Source organism: Acinetobacter sp. ABJ_C4_1, assembly GCF_044538495.1.
GTDB classification, from domain to species: Bacteria; Pseudomonadota; Gammaproteobacteria; order Pseudomonadales; family Moraxellaceae; genus Acinetobacter; species Acinetobacter nosocomialis_A.
Window position 1 is genome coordinate 43194 of record NZ_JBIUCQ010000014.1, and the last position, 15496, is coordinate 58689.

A 15496-nucleotide genomic window follows, 5' to 3' on the forward strand; every position below is an offset into this window, starting at 1 on the left:
AGGAGACATAGACACTCGAGATTACTCCTCGACTTTACCGCCAGCTGCTTCAATTGCAGCTTTAGCGCCTTTAGTCAATGCAACACCTTGAACAGTGAATGCACGAGTGATTTCACCAGAAAGCACGATACGAGCACGAATTTGATCGCGACGAACAACATTCGCAGCTTTTAAAGTTTCAAGACTAACAATGTCGCCTTCCACTTTAGTTAACTCAGACAAACGTACTTCAGCAGTTTTTAAAGCGATTTGGCTAGTGAAACCGAATTTAGGTAAACGACGATAAATCGCTGTTTGACCGCCTTCGAAACCTGGACGAACGCCACCACTTTTACGTGATTTTTGACCTTTGACACCACGGCCACCAGTCTTACCAACGCCAGAACCGATACCACGGCCTAAACGACGGTGTTCACGTTTTGCACCTTCTGCAGGTGCAAGCTCATTTAAACGCAGAGTCATGGCTTATTCCTCTACACTAACCATATAGTAGACTTTGTTGATCATACCGCGGTTAGAAGGCGTATCTTGCACTTCTACAGTATGACCAATACGACGCAGACCTAAACCTTGTAAGCAAAGCTTGTGATTTTTCAAGCGATGTGAAGAAGATTTAGTCTGGGTAACTTTAATCGTTTTCATGATTGATTACCCTTGAATTTCTTCTACTGATTTACCACGTTTCGCAGCGACTTTCTCAGGAGAAGTCATATCACGCAAACCTTTAAAAGTTGCGTTTACTACGTTAGCAGCATTTGTAGAACCATAACATTTAGCAAGTACGTTATGTACACCTGCAGCTTCAAGAACGGCACGCATTGCACCACCAGCGATTACGCCAGTACCTTCTGAAGCAGGTTGCATGTATACACGGCTTGCACCATGACGAGCATTCACAGGGTGTTGTAAAGTAGTACCAGCAAGGTCTACAGTGATCATGTTGCGACGAGCAGCTTCAAGTGCTTTAGAAATAGCAGCAGGAACTTCACGTGCTTTACCACGACCAAAACCAACACGACCATTACCATCACCCACAACAGTTAATGCTGTGAAAGAGAAGATACGACCGCCCTTAACAACTTTGGCTACACGATCAACGGCAACCAGCTTTTCAACAAGACCTTCGTTTTGTTCAACTTTAGCCATGATTAGAACTCCAAGCCGTTTTCACGAGCAGCATCAGCCAAGGCTTTGATACGACCATGATATTTAAAACCAGAACGGTCAAATGCAACTTTAGTTACACCAGCTGCTTTCGCGCGTTCTGCGATTAAAGCACCTACTTTAGTAGCCGCGTCTACATTACCTGTAGTACCGCTACGTAAAGATGCATCCAAAGTTGAAGCTTGCGCTAAAACTTTGCCACCATCTGCTGAAATAACTTGAGCATAGATGTGACGCGGAGTGCGGTTTACACACAAACGAGTCGCACCCAATGCACGAATGTGCAAGCGTGTGCTTTTCGCACGACGCAAACGGGATTGTTTCTTTTCGTTCATAAGAACCTCGCGCCTTATTTCTTCTTAGCTTCTTTACGAAGAATGACTTCATCCGAATAACGAACACCTTTACCTTTATATGGTTCAGGAGCACGGTATGCACGGATTTCTGCCGCTACTTGACCTAACAACTGCTTGTTTGCTGATTTCAAAATGATTTCAGTAGCAGTTGGAGTTTCCGCTGTTACACCTTCTGGTAAAGCGTAGTCAATTGGGTGTGAGTAACCAAGGTTAAGGTTTACAACAGTACCTTTAACCGCAGCTTTATAACCAACACCAACTAGCTGCAACTTACGTTCGAAGCCTTCGCTAACACCTTTTACAAGGTTGTTCAATACAGCGCGAGCAGTACCAGCTTGCATCCAAGCATCTTTCGATTCTTTAACTGGAGCAAGTTGAAGTTTACCTTCTTCCTGTTTTAGCTCGACCAGCGCATGCAGGTTGAAAGACAATGTACCTTTAGTGCCTTTCACTTCGACCTGCCGGCCGTTCTGAGTAACTGCTACACCATTAGGTACAGTTACTGGGGCTTTAGCCACACGAGACATGAGGAATCACCTATTAAGAAACAAAAGCAATAACTTCACCACCAACGCCTGCAGCACGTGCAGCGCGATCAGTCATGATGCCTTTGCTTGTAGAAACAATTGCAATACCTAAACCTTGCTTAACGCTTGGAAGTTTATCTTTACCACGGTATTGGCGAAGACCTGGACGGCTTACGCGCTTAACCATTTCGATAACTGGTTTGCCTTCGAAATATTTTAAAGTAATTGTCAAAGTAGATTTTGTCTCTTCTTGAGCAACTTCTACATTTGAAATATAACCTTCTTGTTGAAGTACGTTTGCAATTGCAACTTTCAACTTAGAAGAAGGCATAGAAACAGTTTGTTTCTTAGCCATTTGTGCGTTACGAACACGTGTTAGCATGTCGGCAACGGTATCTTGCATACTCATTTAGTCGCTCCTTACCAGCTTGCCTTAACAACGCCTGGTACATCACCCTGCATTACTGTGTCACGTAATTTGTTACGGCTTAAACCGAACTTACGGAAGTAACCATGAGGACGACCAGTTAAACCACAACGGTTACGAAGACGTACCGGAGATGCATTACGTGGCAATGCTTGTAACTTTAACATCGCTTCGAAACGCTCTTCTTCACTTGCATTTACGTTTGCAATCGTAGCTTTTAATTCAGCACGTTTTGCAGCGTATTTAGCAACTGTTTTTTCGCGTTTCAATTCGCGATTAATCATACCTTTCTTAGCCATATCGACCTCTTATTTGAACGGGAAGCCGAATGCACGCATAAGCGCACGGCCTTCGTCATCGGTGCGAGCAGTCGTAGTAATAGTAATATCCATACCACGAATACGATCAATCTTATCGAAATCGATTTCAGGGAAAACGATTTGCTCTTTCAAACCCATTGAATAGTTACCACGACCATCAAATGATTTCGAAGAGAAACCACGGAAGTCACGGATACGAGGGATTGCGATTGAGATCAAACGGTCCAAGAATTCGTACATTTGGTCGCCACGTAAAGTAACTTTACAACCAATTGGCCAACCATCACGGATTTTGAAACCTGCGATAGATTTACGAGCAAGTGTAATTACTGGTTTTTGACCAGCAATTAATTGCATGTCGACTACAGCGCCATCTAATAATTTCTTATCAGTTGCAGCTGCGCCTACACCCATGTTTAGGGTAATTTTTGTGATGCGTGGAATTTCCATCACGTTCTTAATGCTAAGTTCTTCTTGTAACTTTGCTTTAAGTTCATCGTTGTAACGTGCTTTAAGTCTGGCCATTGCCTTTTCAACCTATTACTTCGCTACCGCCACTGATTCACCATTTGATTTATAAACGCGAGTTTTCACGCCATCAATCACTTGGTAACCAACACGGTCAGCCTTCTGGGTTGTAGCATTTAAAATTGCCACGTTTGAAATATGAAGCGAAGCTTCTTGAGTAACTACACCGCCTTCAGCGCCAGTTACACGGTTAGGCTTTTGATGCTTCTTCACTAAGTTAAGGCCTTCAACCTTAACGCGGTCTTCAGAAACAGACAATACAGTACCCTGTTTGCCTTTTTCTTTACCTGCGATCACGATAACTTGATCGCCTTTTTTAATCTTAGCCATGATTGCCTCTTATAGAACTTCAGGAGCCAATGAAATGATTTTCATGAACTGTTCAGTACGAAGTTCACGAGTCACTGGTCCGAAGATACGAGTAGCAATCGGAGCTTTGTTGTTGTTCAAGATAACTGCAGCATTATCATCAAAACGGATCACAGAACCATCTGGACGACGAATGCCGAATTTAGTACGAACTACAACCGCATTCATCACGTCACCTTTTTTAACACGTGCACGTGGGATTGCTTCTTTTACAGTAACTTTAATAATGTCGCCAACAGAAGCATAACGACGATGTGAACCACCAAGTACTTTAATACATTGTACGCGGCGAGCACCACTGTTGTCTGCTACGTCGAGCATAGTTTCGGTTTGAATCATTGCCCTACTCCAAAACCGAGCATCACCGGTCACAATTTCGAAAGGCTCAAAGAGTACTCGAAATTGACCGATGATGCAACAAGAACGTCGAATTACTCAGCAGCTGCTTCAACTACTTCCACTAAAGTCCAAGCTTTAGTTTTAGAAATTGGGCGGCTTTCTTTAATGGTTACAACATCGCCAATTTTAGCAACATTGTTCTCATCATGAGCGTGTAACTTAGTTGAACGGCGAATTGACTTGCCATACAACGGGTGTTGAACGCGGCGTTCAATAAGAACAACAATAGATTTATCCATTTTGTCACTTACGACTTTGCCGGTTAACGTGCGGACTGTTTTTTCACTCATTGTCCGTTCCCCTGTTTTTCGGTAAGGAGTGTCTTAATACGAGCAATTGTCTTACGAGCAACTTGCACTTCGTGCGATTTACCCAACTGACCAGTTGCTTTCGCCATACGAAGACGGAATTGGTTAAGCTGTTGCTCATCAAGCAAAGCTTTCAACTCTTCTACCGATTTTTCACGTAGATCTTTAGTTTTCATTACATTACCGTCCGAGTCACGATAGTGGTTTTAAACGGAAGTTTAGCAGCAGCTAAAGCAAATGCTTCACGCGCTAATTCTTCGTTCACACCTTCAATTTCGTACAGGATCTTACCTGGTTGGATCTGGCAAACCCAGTATTCCACGCTACCCTTACCTTTACCCATACGCACTTCAAGAGGCTTTTGAGTAATTGGTTTATCCGGGAATACGCGAATAAAGATTTTACCACCACGCTTAATACGGCGGCTAATAGTACGACGTGCAGCTTCAATCTGACGCGCAGTCATACGACCACGTTCAGTTGCTTTAATTGCAATCGAACCAAATGATACTGTACTACCACGATGCGCTAGACCAGTGTTACGGCCTTTATGCACTTTACGGAATTTGGTACGTTTAGGTTGCAACATGGATTATTCTCCCTTGTCAGCAGCACGGTCACCGCGACGACCACGACGCTCTTGACCTTCACCACGACCACGACCACGTTTAGCTGGACGATCTTCAGCAGGAGCAGGGTTCATGACTTGTTTCATGCCACCTAAGATCTCGCCACGGAAAATCCAAACTTTAACACCAATCGTACCGTAAGTTGTTTCTGCACGCATAGTTGCATAGTCAATGTCTGCACGTAACGTATGCAAAGGTACACGACCTTCACGATACCATTCTGTACGAGCAATCTCTGCACCACCTAAACGGCCAGACACTTCAACTTTGATACCTTTAGCACCAGCACGCATAGTGTTTTGAACCGCACGCTTCATAGCACGACGGAACATAACACGCTTTTCTAATTGAGAAGCAATTGCTTCAGCAACTAAACGCGCATCTAAGTCTGGGCGATCAATTTCGTTGATACTTACTTGCGCTGGAACACCCATAATGCTGGTAAGTTCGCGCTGTAATTTCTCAATATCTTCGCCTTTTTTACCGATTACGATACCAGGACGAGCTGTGCTAATAGTTACTTTAGCAGCGCCTGATGGACGTTCGATAAGAATATTGCTTACCATCGCATTCTTAAGTTTTTTAGTTAAAAACTCACGAACTTGAAGATCTTTAAGCAAGTATTCAGCGTATTGTTTCGGATTCGCATACCAGTTAGCGTTATGACGTTTCACAACACCTAGGCGGATACCGATTGGATGAACCTTCTGACCCATATCAAACCCCTACCTTAACGGTGATGTGACAAGTACGCTTAGTAATACGATCTGCACGGCCTTTAGCACGTGGCATAATACGTTTAAGGCTCATGCCTTCATCAACGTAAATCGTAGAAACTTTAAGATCGTCAACATCTAAACTGTTATTGTGTTCAGCGTTTGCAATCGCAGATTCCAATGCTTTTTTTACTAAAACAGCAGCTTTTTTATTGCTGAAGTTTAAGATGTTTAAAGCATGCGCAACAGATTTGCCGCGAATAAGATCTGCAACCAAACGTGCTTTTTGTGCCGAGATAGCGGCACCGCGTAATTTAGCAGTTACTTCCATCATGACACCTATTAACGTTTAGATTTCTTGTCAACACCGTGACCACGATAGGTACGAGTTGGCGCGAATTCACCGAGTTTATGACCAACCATATGCTCAGTAACAATTACTGGAACGTGATTACGACCATTATGAACAGAGATTGTTAAACCAACAAAATCTGGAAGGATCATCGAACGACGAGACCAAGTTTTGATCGGCTTGCGAGAGTTACTAGCAACAGCCGCTTCAACCTTAGCGAACAAGTGCGCATCGACGAATGGGCCTTTTTTCAGAGAACGAGGCATTAGTCAGATTCCTTTACTTGACGCGACGGTCGCGAATAATCATCTTAGTCGTACGCTTATTGGTACGTGTCTTGTACCCTTTAGCTTTTTGACCCCATGGGCTTACAGGTTGAATACCTTTGTTACGCCCTTCACCACCACCGTGTGGGTGGTCAATCGGGTTCATCGCCATACCACGTACGGTAGGACGAACACCACGCCAGCGTGAAGCACCAGCTTTACCCAATGAACGAAGGTTGTTTTCTTGGTTAGAAACTTCACCAATTACAGCGCGGCATTCAACGTGTACTTTACGCATTTCGCCTGAACGAAGACGAATAATCGCGTAAGAACCATCACGACCCAACAACTGAACAGAAGCACCAGCAGAACGCGCTAATTGCGCACCCTTACCAATTTTAAGTTCAACGTTATGAAGTGTAGAACCGATCGGCATGTTACGAAGTGGCAAGCAGTTACCTGGACGAATTGGAGCATCGTTACCAGATTGTACTTTATCGCCAGCACGTAAACCTTTAGGTGCAATGATATAACGACGCTCACCGTCAGCATATTTCAATAAAGCAATATGTGCTGTACGGTTTGGATCGTATTCAATACGCTCTACAACAGCCGGGATGCTGTCTTTGTTACGTTTGAAGTCAACGATACGGTAGTGTTGCTTATGACCACCACCAACGTGACGAGTAGTAATGTGACCGTTGTTATTACGACCACCAGTACGTTTTTTAGCTTCAACCAACGGTGCGTAAGGAGCGCCTTTGTGAAGATGGTCATGAACCACTTTCTCTACAAAGCGACGTCCTGGAGACGTTGGCTTACATTTTTGAATCGGCATAATTTTCGTCCTTATTCCGCTGCGCTTTCAGCGGTATCGCCCAAGTCAGCCATTTCAACATCTTGGCCGGCTTTCAGGGTGACGTATGCTTTTTTAACATCAGAACGACGTCCTAATGTACGACCAAAGCGCTTAGTCTTACCTTTAGTAATAGTTGTGTTAACTTTAACAACTTCTACACCAAAAAGTTTTTCAACTGCTTTTTTGATTTCAAGCTTAGTAGCATTGATGTCTACTTTAAATACTTGAACACCAACAGTATCACCTAAAACTTGTGCCTTTTCTGAGAAGACTGGTCCTTTAAGGACTTGATAGATACGTTCGTTGTTCATCCGAGTTCTACCTCAATTTTCTTAGCAGCAGCTACAGACATCACAACTTTATCAAACGCGATCAAGCTTACAGGATCGATTGCAGTTGCATCTACCACATCTACATGCGGAAGGTTGCGTGCTGCAAGATATAAGTTCTCATCTACAGCGTCAGTAACGATTAATGCACGAGCAGCATTTAAGTCGTTAAGTTTTGCAAGCAATTCTTTAGTTTTTGGAGCTGCAACAGCAAACTCTTCAACTAATACAAGGCGATCTTGGCGAACAAGTTCAGCTAAGATACATTGCATTGCACCGCGGTACATCTTACGGTTTACTTTTTGAGACCAATCTTGTGGACGAGCAGCAAAAGTTTTACCACCACCAACCCAGATAGGGCTACGAATAGAACCCGCACGAGCACGGCCAGTACCTTTTTGACGGAATGGTTTTTTACCACCGCCAGAAACGTCTGCACGCGATTTTTGAGCACGAGTACCTTGACGACCACCTGCTAAGTAAGCAGTAACAACTTGGTGTACAAGAGCCTCGTTAAATTCACGTCCGAAAGCAACTTCAGACAATTCAACAGCAGAGCCGGAAACAGTTTTCAAATTCACGGTATTTCCCCTCAGGCCTTGATGGTAGGACGTACAATTACGTCACCGCCAGTTGCACCAGGAATTGCACCTTTAACAACTAAAACAGAACGTTCAGCGTCAATAGATACGATTTCAAGACCTTGTACTGTTACGCGTTCATCACCTAAGTGACCAGCCATTTTTTTGCCTTTGAACACGCGTCCAGGAGTTTGGTTTTGACCTGTAGAACCTAATACACGGTGAGAAACTGAGTTACCGTGAGTAGCGTCTTGGGTACGGAAGTTCCAACGTTTAACACCACCTTGGAAACCTTTACCTTTTGATTGACCAGTTACGTCAACAATTTGACCAACTGTGAACAAATCAACGCCAATAGTACCGCCAACTTCACGACCGTCAAGCTCAGCTTCAGTAACACGGAACTCTTTAACTAAACGACCAGCAGCAACACCAGCTTTCGCGAAGTGACCTTTCTGAGCGTTAGTTACGCGAGATTCGCGACGTTCACCAGTAGTTACTTGAACAGCTTGATAACCATCAGTTTCAAGTGTTTTGATTTGCGTAATGCGGTTTGGATCGACTTCGATGACTGTAACAGGTACAGAAACACCAGCATCTGTAAAGATGCGAGTCATACCACATTTGCGACCGACTAAACCAATAGCCATGTGCATAAACCTCTAAAAAAGCGGCCTAATTAACTAATCGTTAATTAACCGAAAGCCTTAACCCAAAGCGATCTGAACATCAACACCAGCTGCAAGATCTAACTTCATCAATGCATCAACAGTTTTATCTGTAGGTTGAACGATGTCGATCAAACGTTTGTAGGTGCGGATTTCGTACTGGTCACGCGCATCTTTGTTAACGTGCGGTGAAGTAAGAACGTTGAAGCGTTCGATGCGAGTAGGCATCGGAATTGGACCACAAACTTGTGCGCCGGTACGCTTAGCGGTTTCTACGATCTCTTGAGCAGATTGATCAATCAGACGATGATCAAAAGACTTAAGACGGATACGAATTCTCTGGTTAGACATACCAGTAAACTCCAAGCCAAATATATAAAGAATCACCTTTGACGCATCTCACCTATTGGTAAGTGTCAAAGGCAGTGATAATCACCAAGGTCGTGATCGATGCCACGACTGTAATGCACATTTACTACTTTCTTCGCAGTAAATGCCCTCTTCTTGAGGGTCGCTCATTATAACGATTGTTTAAGTCTTATGCAATTCTCTTTTTCTATTTTTTGTTCAAATCCTGCTTTAGCCAAGTATGAGTAATTCATTCTATGCACTTATTACAAACTCGATCGCTTTATTTAAGAGTTGATTACCCTGTTCAAATTTTTGTGCTTCCGAATATTGCAGTTCTCTTGCCGATTGAACATATTCACCGTCAAAAATAGATAGCTCCTCTTCATTTTCAAGTAAGAGTTCTAAAGCTGCCGGTGTCATTTCCGGATGAAATTGAAAACCTAATACATTTTTCCCAATCTGATACATCTGATTACGACAAGCAACGTTCTCAGCTAAACGTATAGCACCTTTAGGTATTTCAAATGTTTCACTATGCCACTGCATCACATTAATTTCTTCAGGTAGCGGAAAGCTTTCTTGGGGTAAGTTGGCAACTCTCTGAACTGTCGACCATCCAAGTTCTTGATAACGATTGCGACTAACAGCTGCACCTAATGCATTTGCAATTAACTGCCCACCTAGGCAAAGACCTATAGCAGGTTTTCCTGCCGCCAAATATCGACGCAACCATCTTTTTTCTATTTTAAGCCATGGATAGTTTGCCTCGTCATTTACACTCATGGTTCCACCCATGATTAATAGTAAATCTACTTCTTCAATTCGTGGTAAAGCTTCTATTTCAAGTGACCGATCAACCGGAAGTGCAAAGAATTCCGTAGAGCTAATAGTGGCATGATGAGCTTTTAAAAATGAATAACAGCTTCCAAACCCTTCGCCAGCAATATGTTGAAAATAGTGAACACGTAAATGCGACTTCATGCGCTTAAACCTATTGTTGTTAGAATGTTGGTTTGATCTTTGCAAAAATAAAGCCAAGTTTTTAGTGAATGTTACAGCAGTAACGAAACCTCTTAGAATTAATCAAAAATCTAGCGAATAAGTGAGTTTTCTCTTAATCTAATCTTATTATTTAAAGCATAGCGCCCCATGAAAAAGCATAACAATTTCCAAACCCGACTCATTCATGCACCACGAAAAGCGCCTCAATTCATCGAGACCGTGCAACCTCCCTTATTTCGTGCATCGACTATTATTTTTAAATCAACTGCGCACCTTTTTGACCGTCATTGGACCGATCCTTATGACTACAGTTACGGTACACACGGTACGCCAACAACGTTTACCTTAGGCGACAATATTGCCCAAATAGAGGGTGGTTCATACTGTTTACTTGCACCAAGTGGGTTATCTGCAATAAATCTAGTTAACTCTGCTTTTTTAGGAACAGGAGATGAAGTTTGGGTACCAGACAATATATATGGTCCAAATCTGGAGCATCTAAACTATTTAAAAGATCAATATAGTGTTAGCGTCAAAGTTTATAATTCAATTGATGCCTCAAGCTTTAGACCAACTGAAAAAACCAAACTTTTATGGATAGAAGCAGCAGGTTCTGTCACTCTCGAATTCCCTGATCTTAAAGAGTTAGTTAAAAAAGCAAAGGCACATGGAGTTGCAACTGCTTTAGATAATACTTGGGGAGCTGGACTTGCATTTAATGCTTTTGATTTCTCTGATGAGCACTTGTCAGTAGATTTAACCGTTCATGCACTAACAAAATATCCAAGTGGTGGTGGTGATATTTTAATGGGAAGTGTTGTAACACGTGATGAGAAGTTACATCATCGTTTGTTCCGAATGCATGCCATTTTAGGAATTTCAGTATCTGGCGATGATACAGCTCAAGTTCAACGTAGCCTTGCCCACATGTCGTTAAGATATGAACAACAATCAAATAATGCTAAAACACTACTGAAATGGTTAAAGGAACAGCCGCAGTTTACACAAGTTTTACATCCGAGTGATGAGGCTTCCCCAGGCCATCAATATTGGCAAGAGATTTGCACAACAGGTAAGAGTGCAGGATTAGTCAGTGTAATATTTAAACCTGATTATGACATTTCAGCAGTACGCCGTTTTTGTGATGCTCTTAAGCTATTTAAACTTGGCTTTAGCTGGGGTGGACCAGTTAGCCTTGTCATGCTTTATGATTTAAAAATGATGCGAAAACTTGAGAATACACATTTACAACAAGGTTTATTGGTTCGTTTGTGTATAGGTCTAGAAGATCCACAAGATTTAATTCAAGATATCGAAAGTGCACTGAAACATTTGTAAAACGACAACATCAATAGTGGCTCGCTCCAAGGGATAAAAATATATGGGTACACCGATTGTTATTGCTAAAAATATTAATGACACATCACAAGAAATTGTTTTGCTTTCTCAATTTGCCAACCGGCATGGACTAATTGCAGGTGCTACGGGTACAGGTAAAACAGTCACATTAAAGGTGCTCGCAGAAAGTTTTTCTCGAATCGGTGTTCCCGTCTTTCTTGCCGACGCAAAAGGTGATGTTTCTAGCCTAGCAAAAGCTGGAGAGGCTTCAGATAAATTTAATGAACGCTTAAAACTTCTACAAATTGATAGTGTTCCTTTTGCTGCCAATCCCGTTATTTTTTGGGACTTATTTGGGCAACAAGGCCACCCTATTCGGACTACTATTTCCGAGATTGGTCCAATTTTATTAGCACGTATACTTAACCTAAATGACACTCAAGAAGGTGTTTTATCTGCTGTGTTCCGCATCGCAGATGATCAAGGATTATTGTTAGTCGACTTTAAAGATTTAAAAGCCATGATCACATTTGTGAGTGAACATGCGGCAGAATTTAAAGCCGAATATGGCAATTTATCTCCAGCCAGTTTAGGAGCGATTCAGCGTAATTTGCTCGCTCTTGCCGACCAAGGTGGGGATCAGTTCTTTGGAGAGCCAGCGTTAAATATTCTGGACTTTATACAAACTGACGCTAATGGACTCGGCTATATCAACATTCTTGCTGCTGACAAGCTCATGAATACACCTAAGCTATATGCTACTTTCTTGTTATGGATGCTTTCTGAGTTATTTGAACAGCTTCCTGAAGTCGGTGATATGGATAAACCAAAACTCGTGTTTTTCTTCGATGAAGCTCACTTGTTATTTGATAATGCCAGTCAAGCTTTACAAGAAAAAATTGAGCAAGTTGTACGTTTGATTCGCTCTAAAGGGGTCGGTATTTATTTTATTACTCAAAATCCACTCGATTTACCAGAAAGTGTTTTGGGTCAACTCGGTAACCGCGTACAACATGCCCTACGCGCCTTTACACCTAAAGACCAAAAAGCAGTAAAAACCGCTGCTGATACGTTCCGCTCCAATCCTAATTTTAAAGTGGATGAGGCGATTACACAGCTAGCCGTAGGTGAAGCACTCATTAGTTGTCTAGATGAGCAAGGTACACCACAAATTGTCGAGCGCGGTTGGGTCATGCCTCCCTACTCTTCATTTACCCCTATTACACCTGAAGAACGAAAAACTCTGATTTCTCAAAGTATTATTGCTGGCGTCTATGAGCAAGCTGTAGATCGCGAGAGCGCTTATGAAATGCTGCAAAATAAAGTCGCTGAACGTGAGCAGCAAAAACAGGATGCTGAGCTTGCCAAAGAGCAAGAAGCTTTAGCGAAGCAACAAGCCAAGGAACAAGAACGTTTAGCACGCGACCAACAGAAGGAAGAAGAACGCGCTGCAAGAGAACGAGCAAAACTAACTCAAGATATTGTCGGAACTTTCGCAAAAAGTGCTGCTCGAAGCTTAGGCGGCAGTACAGGACAGAAATTAGTACGTGGGCTACTCGGCTCATTATTTGGAAAATAAAAAACTTAACCAAATCATGATTTTATTTTAAGGGATTTAATATCCCTTAATTTTTTTAAGGTTTTTGTAAAAAAGCTATTGCCACAATTTTTTTAAAGATGTATTTTAAATACATCTTATATAGCCAGATAATTAAGGTCTAGCCATGACTCCACAACAAATTGAACTCGTTAAATCTACTGTACCTGTATTACGTGAACATGGCGTTACACTGACTACATACTTTTATAAGCGTATGTTGAATAACAACCCTGAATTAAAAAATGTATTTAATCTTGATGATCAGACCAGCCTGCGCCAACCTCGCGCTCTTGCAGCAGCAGTACTCGCGTATGCTGAAAATATTGAAAATCCGACAGTGCTCGCTAAAGCAGTTGAACGTATTACCACCAAGCATGTGAGTTTAGATATTCAGCCAGATCAATATGCAATTGTGGGCGACAACTTACTTCATTCAATTAGTGAAGTTTTAAATGTTCCATTTGAATCAGAACTCATTGAAGCGTGGAAACAGGCTTACTTACAGTTGGCAGATATCTTAATTGGTGTTGAAAAACAAAAATATGAACAGCTTGAAAGCTTAAAAGGTGGATGGGCTGGCTGGCGTTCATTTGAAATTACACAAATTGATCCACTTGAGTCTGGCAAGCGCTTTACGTTAAAAGCGACTGATCATGAAGATGTACTGACTAGTCCAGTAAATGCTTTTATTTCAGTAAAAATTCAAGTTCCCGATCAACAACTAGAACAACCTAAAGCTTTTAAATTTACAGAAGCTCAAGAGAACAATACTTATCATTTTGATGTTCAGCCTGAAGAAAACCATACAGAGTTCTCGGTTTCGAACATTTTGCTTGAACACTATAGAGTGGGTGATCAAGTACAAGTTTCAGCCCCTTTAACGCTGTAACTGAAAAAGCGCTAGCCTGAAAGTTTTATTCTTTAGACTTTCAGGCTAAGATGATCAACCTCTTAACCTTTAGTTTTTGGTGATCATGCAACTTAATAAATTTACCGATTATGCTTTGCGAATATTAATGTATGTCGCTCGCCCAAGTGACGCGCCTTACACAATTGCAGAAATCGCTCAAGATTTATATGTTTCGCAAAATCATCTCGTGAAGGTTGTCCATTTTATGGGTAAACAAGAGTGGATTATCACCATTCGCGGTAAAGGTGGTGGAATTCGCTTAAATCCCAAAGCATTAGACTTAAAGCTCGGTGCAATTGTCCGAATTTTACAAGGTGACCATCAAATTGTTGAATGCAACACCCCACCTTGCGTTCTACGCTCGCATTGCGGTTTAAAAGGAATTCTTGATCAGGCTTTAGAAAGCTTCTATCAAAGTTTAGACCAATATACGCTGGGAGAAGTCTTACAACAGCCTAAATCTGCTTCAAACACCTCACCTATAGACTTTTTACAAATCTAGTGCCCGTAATTCTATTTATCTTTGCAAGCAAGCTTGCTGAAAATTAGCAAGAATAACCAAGCTCCTTTATACTAGGCGCGAGCCCTCTCATTTAAAAAGTTATTTTTTATGCGTCGTAGTGAAAAATCGAAAGACACCAAAGCCAGACTCGCACCCAAGCAAAAGATCAGTTATGAAAAGAAACCAGATCCAGCAATCACAGCGTATGCTGTGCAATCTCTGAACTGGTTACGCCAAGCTGAATTTTTAATGAGTGCTCCTAAATTGGCACTTTGTGTTGAAGATAGTGGCTACGAGATTGCTTTTGCAGGGCGCTCAAATGCTGGTAAATCTAGTGCTATTAATGCCTTAACCAACAAAAAACAACTCGCACGTGCCTCAAAAAAACCAGGCCGTACTCAAATGATTAACTTCTTCAGCTTAGGTAATCCTGATCAACGCTTAGTTGACCTTCCTGGTTATGGTTATGCAGCTGTACCAGAAGATATGAAGCGTGTTTGGCAAAAAGAATTAGAAAATTATCTAATCCACCGTAAAAGCTTACAAGGATTAGTGTTACTTATGGATATTCGCCACCCTTTACAGCACTTTGATATGATGATGCTAGAGTGGGCTTATTCACGCCATCTATTTGTGCATATTCTTTTAACTAAAGCAGACAAACTGAACCGTGGTCCAGCAAACAAAGTCTTGCTTGAAGTTAAACAACAACTGAAAAAAATGAAGCTTGATTTCTCTATTCAGCTTTTCTCATCACTTAACAAATTAGGTTTAGAAGAACTCGCAAGTGTGATGGCTGGACGTCTGCACTTTACGCTTGATCAAGAGCCAGAATTTGACGTTGATGCGATCCCTGAAGCAAGCGACGAGGATGCTGAAGAGTAAATCGTCAAAACAGATACAATTTCTTTATTAAATTTATATTCAATTGGCCCCTATTGCTAAACACAAATGTAGGGGCTTTTTTTATACTCGTTATAACTTCATCGAGTTAA

The 15496-nt window shown here is 41.8% G+C and carries 26 protein-coding genes and 2 pseudogenes; 6 read left to right on the top strand and 22 right to left on the bottom strand.

The annotated features are described in order from the left end of the window. Positions 1-21: 21 nt before the first annotated feature. The 22 genes and pseudogenes from rplO to ACIF8R_RS15195 all read right to left on the bottom strand — a co-directional run bounded on the left by rplO (position 22) and on the right by ACIF8R_RS15195 (position 10130). The gene (rplO, locus tag ACIF8R_RS15090) at positions 22-462 is read right to left on the bottom strand and encodes a 50S ribosomal protein L15 (RefSeq protein WP_002049750.1); all 441 of its coding nucleotides are present in this window, start codon (positions 460-462) and stop codon (positions 22-24) included. A 3-nt stretch (positions 463-465) separates the two neighbouring features. After that, positions 466-642 (bottom strand): 50S ribosomal protein L30, encoded by a 177-nt coding sequence (gene rpmD / locus ACIF8R_RS15095; protein WP_000849088.1) that lies wholly within the window; start codon positions 640-642, stop codon positions 466-468. Between the two features lie 6 nt (positions 643-648). Further along, positions 649-1146 (bottom strand): 30S ribosomal protein S5, encoded by a 498-nt coding sequence (rpsE, locus tag ACIF8R_RS15100; protein WP_001141025.1) that lies wholly within the window; start codon positions 1144-1146, stop codon positions 649-651. Between the two features lie 2 nt (positions 1147-1148). Beyond that, entirely contained in the window at positions 1149-1499 is a 351-nt protein-coding gene (gene rplR, locus ACIF8R_RS15105; RefSeq protein WP_002049741.1) for a 50S ribosomal protein L18, read from the bottom strand. Positions 1500-1513: 14 nt separating this feature from the next. Then, a complete protein-coding gene (gene rplF, locus ACIF8R_RS15110) occupies positions 1514-2047 on the bottom strand; it encodes a 50S ribosomal protein L6 (RefSeq protein ID WP_004705382.1) in 534 nt (177 codons plus the stop codon). A gap of 13 nt (positions 2048-2060) precedes the next feature. Further along, entirely contained in the window at positions 2061-2456 is a 396-nt protein-coding gene (gene rpsH, locus ACIF8R_RS15115) for a 30S ribosomal protein S8 (RefSeq protein ID WP_002049732.1), read from the bottom strand. Positions 2457-2467: 11 nt separating this feature from the next. Beyond that, positions 2468-2773: a 30S ribosomal protein S14 gene (rpsN, locus tag ACIF8R_RS15120; RefSeq protein ID WP_002049689.1), complete on the bottom strand. Its 306-nt coding sequence runs from the start codon at positions 2771-2773 to the stop codon at positions 2468-2470. A 9-nt stretch (positions 2774-2782) separates the two neighbouring features. Then, on the bottom strand, positions 2783-3319 hold the full coding sequence (gene rplE, locus ACIF8R_RS15125; protein ID WP_044119300.1) for a 50S ribosomal protein L5: 537 nt from the start codon (positions 3317-3319) through the stop codon (positions 2783-2785). Between the two features lie 15 nt (positions 3320-3334). Continuing rightward, on the bottom strand, positions 3335-3652 hold the full coding sequence (gene rplX, locus ACIF8R_RS15130; RefSeq protein WP_002049703.1) for a 50S ribosomal protein L24: 318 nt from the start codon (positions 3650-3652) through the stop codon (positions 3335-3337). A gap of 9 nt (positions 3653-3661) precedes the next feature. Continuing rightward, on the bottom strand, positions 3662-4030 hold the full coding sequence (gene rplN, locus ACIF8R_RS15135) for a 50S ribosomal protein L14 (RefSeq protein ID WP_001982634.1): 369 nt from the start codon (positions 4028-4030) through the stop codon (positions 3662-3664). Between the two features lie 92 nt (positions 4031-4122). Further along, on the bottom strand, positions 4123-4380 hold the full coding sequence (gene rpsQ / locus ACIF8R_RS15140) for a 30S ribosomal protein S17 (protein WP_001291845.1): 258 nt from the start codon (positions 4378-4380) through the stop codon (positions 4123-4125). Beyond that, positions 4377-4574 carry a 50S ribosomal protein L29 gene (rpmC, locus tag ACIF8R_RS15145; protein WP_000849928.1) on the bottom strand — a complete coding sequence of 66 codons (198 nt, stop codon included), beginning with the start codon at positions 4572-4574 and terminating at the stop codon, positions 4377-4379. The genes rpsQ and rpmC overlap by 4 nt, the downstream gene beginning before the upstream one ends. Further along, on the bottom strand, positions 4574-4987 hold the full coding sequence (rplP, locus tag ACIF8R_RS15150; RefSeq protein WP_002049688.1) for a 50S ribosomal protein L16: 414 nt from the start codon (positions 4985-4987) through the stop codon (positions 4574-4576). Before rplP ends, rpmC begins: the two co-directional genes overlap by 1 nt. Then, a pseudogene (rpsC, locus tag ACIF8R_RS15155) lies at positions 4927-5743 on the bottom strand (30S ribosomal protein S3). The gene rplP and the pseudogene rpsC overlap by 61 nt, the downstream one beginning before the upstream one ends. Before the next feature lies 1 nt (position 5744). Then, a complete protein-coding gene (gene rplV, locus ACIF8R_RS15160) occupies positions 5745-6074 on the bottom strand; it encodes a 50S ribosomal protein L22 (RefSeq protein ID WP_001982638.1) in 330 nt (109 codons plus the stop codon). A gap of 11 nt (positions 6075-6085) precedes the next feature. Next, positions 6086-6361, bottom strand: coding sequence for a 30S ribosomal protein S19 (gene rpsS, locus ACIF8R_RS15165; protein ID WP_001138119.1), 276 nt, complete (start codon positions 6359-6361; stop codon positions 6086-6088). 13 nt (positions 6362-6374) lie between these two features. Continuing rightward, entirely contained in the window at positions 6375-7199 is an 825-nt protein-coding gene (gene rplB / locus ACIF8R_RS15170) for a 50S ribosomal protein L2 (protein WP_002049686.1), read from the bottom strand. Between the two features lie 11 nt (positions 7200-7210). After that, a complete protein-coding gene (gene rplW / locus ACIF8R_RS15175; protein WP_002049693.1) occupies positions 7211-7531 on the bottom strand; it encodes a 50S ribosomal protein L23 in 321 nt (106 codons plus the stop codon). Then, the gene (gene rplD / locus ACIF8R_RS15180; RefSeq protein ID WP_002049755.1) at positions 7528-8130 is read right to left on the bottom strand and encodes a 50S ribosomal protein L4; all 603 of its coding nucleotides are present in this window, start codon (positions 8128-8130) and stop codon (positions 7528-7530) included. The genes rplW and rplD overlap by 4 nt, the downstream gene beginning before the upstream one ends. An 11-nt stretch (positions 8131-8141) precedes the next feature. After that, the gene (rplC, locus tag ACIF8R_RS15185) at positions 8142-8780 is read right to left on the bottom strand and encodes a 50S ribosomal protein L3 (protein WP_263614652.1); all 639 of its coding nucleotides are present in this window, start codon (positions 8778-8780) and stop codon (positions 8142-8144) included. A gap of 57 nt (positions 8781-8837) precedes the next feature. After that, positions 8838-9149 (bottom strand): 30S ribosomal protein S10, encoded by a 312-nt coding sequence (gene rpsJ / locus ACIF8R_RS15190; RefSeq protein ID WP_000070912.1) that lies wholly within the window; start codon positions 9147-9149, stop codon positions 8838-8840. Positions 9150-9401: 252 nt separating this feature from the next. Next, complete coding sequence (locus ACIF8R_RS15195; protein ID WP_263614653.1) at positions 9402-10130, bottom strand: type 1 glutamine amidotransferase; 729 nt, start codon at positions 10128-10130, stop codon at positions 9402-9404. A 168-nt stretch (positions 10131-10298) separates the two neighbouring features. On the opposite strand from ACIF8R_RS15195, the gene ACIF8R_RS15200 reads away from it, so the two are divergent. The 6 genes and pseudogenes from ACIF8R_RS15200 to yihA all read left to right on the top strand — a co-directional run bounded on the left by ACIF8R_RS15200 (position 10299) and on the right by yihA (position 15386). Then, positions 10299-11489, top strand: a complete 1191-nt coding sequence (locus ACIF8R_RS15200) for a PLP-dependent transferase (protein WP_396481644.1) — start codon at positions 10299-10301, stop codon at positions 11487-11489. A 43-nt stretch (positions 11490-11532) separates the two neighbouring features. After that, positions 11533-13068 carry a helicase HerA-like domain-containing protein gene (locus tag ACIF8R_RS15205; RefSeq protein WP_396481646.1) on the top strand — a complete coding sequence of 512 codons (1536 nt, stop codon included), beginning with the start codon at positions 11533-11535 and terminating at the stop codon, positions 13066-13068. 24 nt (positions 13069-13092) lie between these two features. Continuing rightward, positions 13093-13211, top strand: a pseudogene (locus ACIF8R_RS15210) (hypothetical protein). 2 nt (positions 13212-13213) lie between these two features. Next, positions 13214-13978, top strand: a complete 765-nt coding sequence (locus tag ACIF8R_RS15215) for a globin domain-containing protein (RefSeq protein WP_396481648.1) — start codon at positions 13214-13216, stop codon at positions 13976-13978. Positions 13979-14063: 85 nt separating this feature from the next. After that, a complete protein-coding gene (locus ACIF8R_RS15220) occupies positions 14064-14501 on the top strand; it encodes an Rrf2 family transcriptional regulator (protein ID WP_145849729.1) in 438 nt (145 codons plus the stop codon). A gap of 108 nt (positions 14502-14609) precedes the next feature. Next, entirely contained in the window at positions 14610-15386 is a 777-nt protein-coding gene (gene yihA / locus ACIF8R_RS15225) for a ribosome biogenesis GTP-binding protein YihA/YsxC (protein ID WP_005067265.1), read from the top strand. Positions 15387-15496 lie beyond the last annotated feature (110 nt).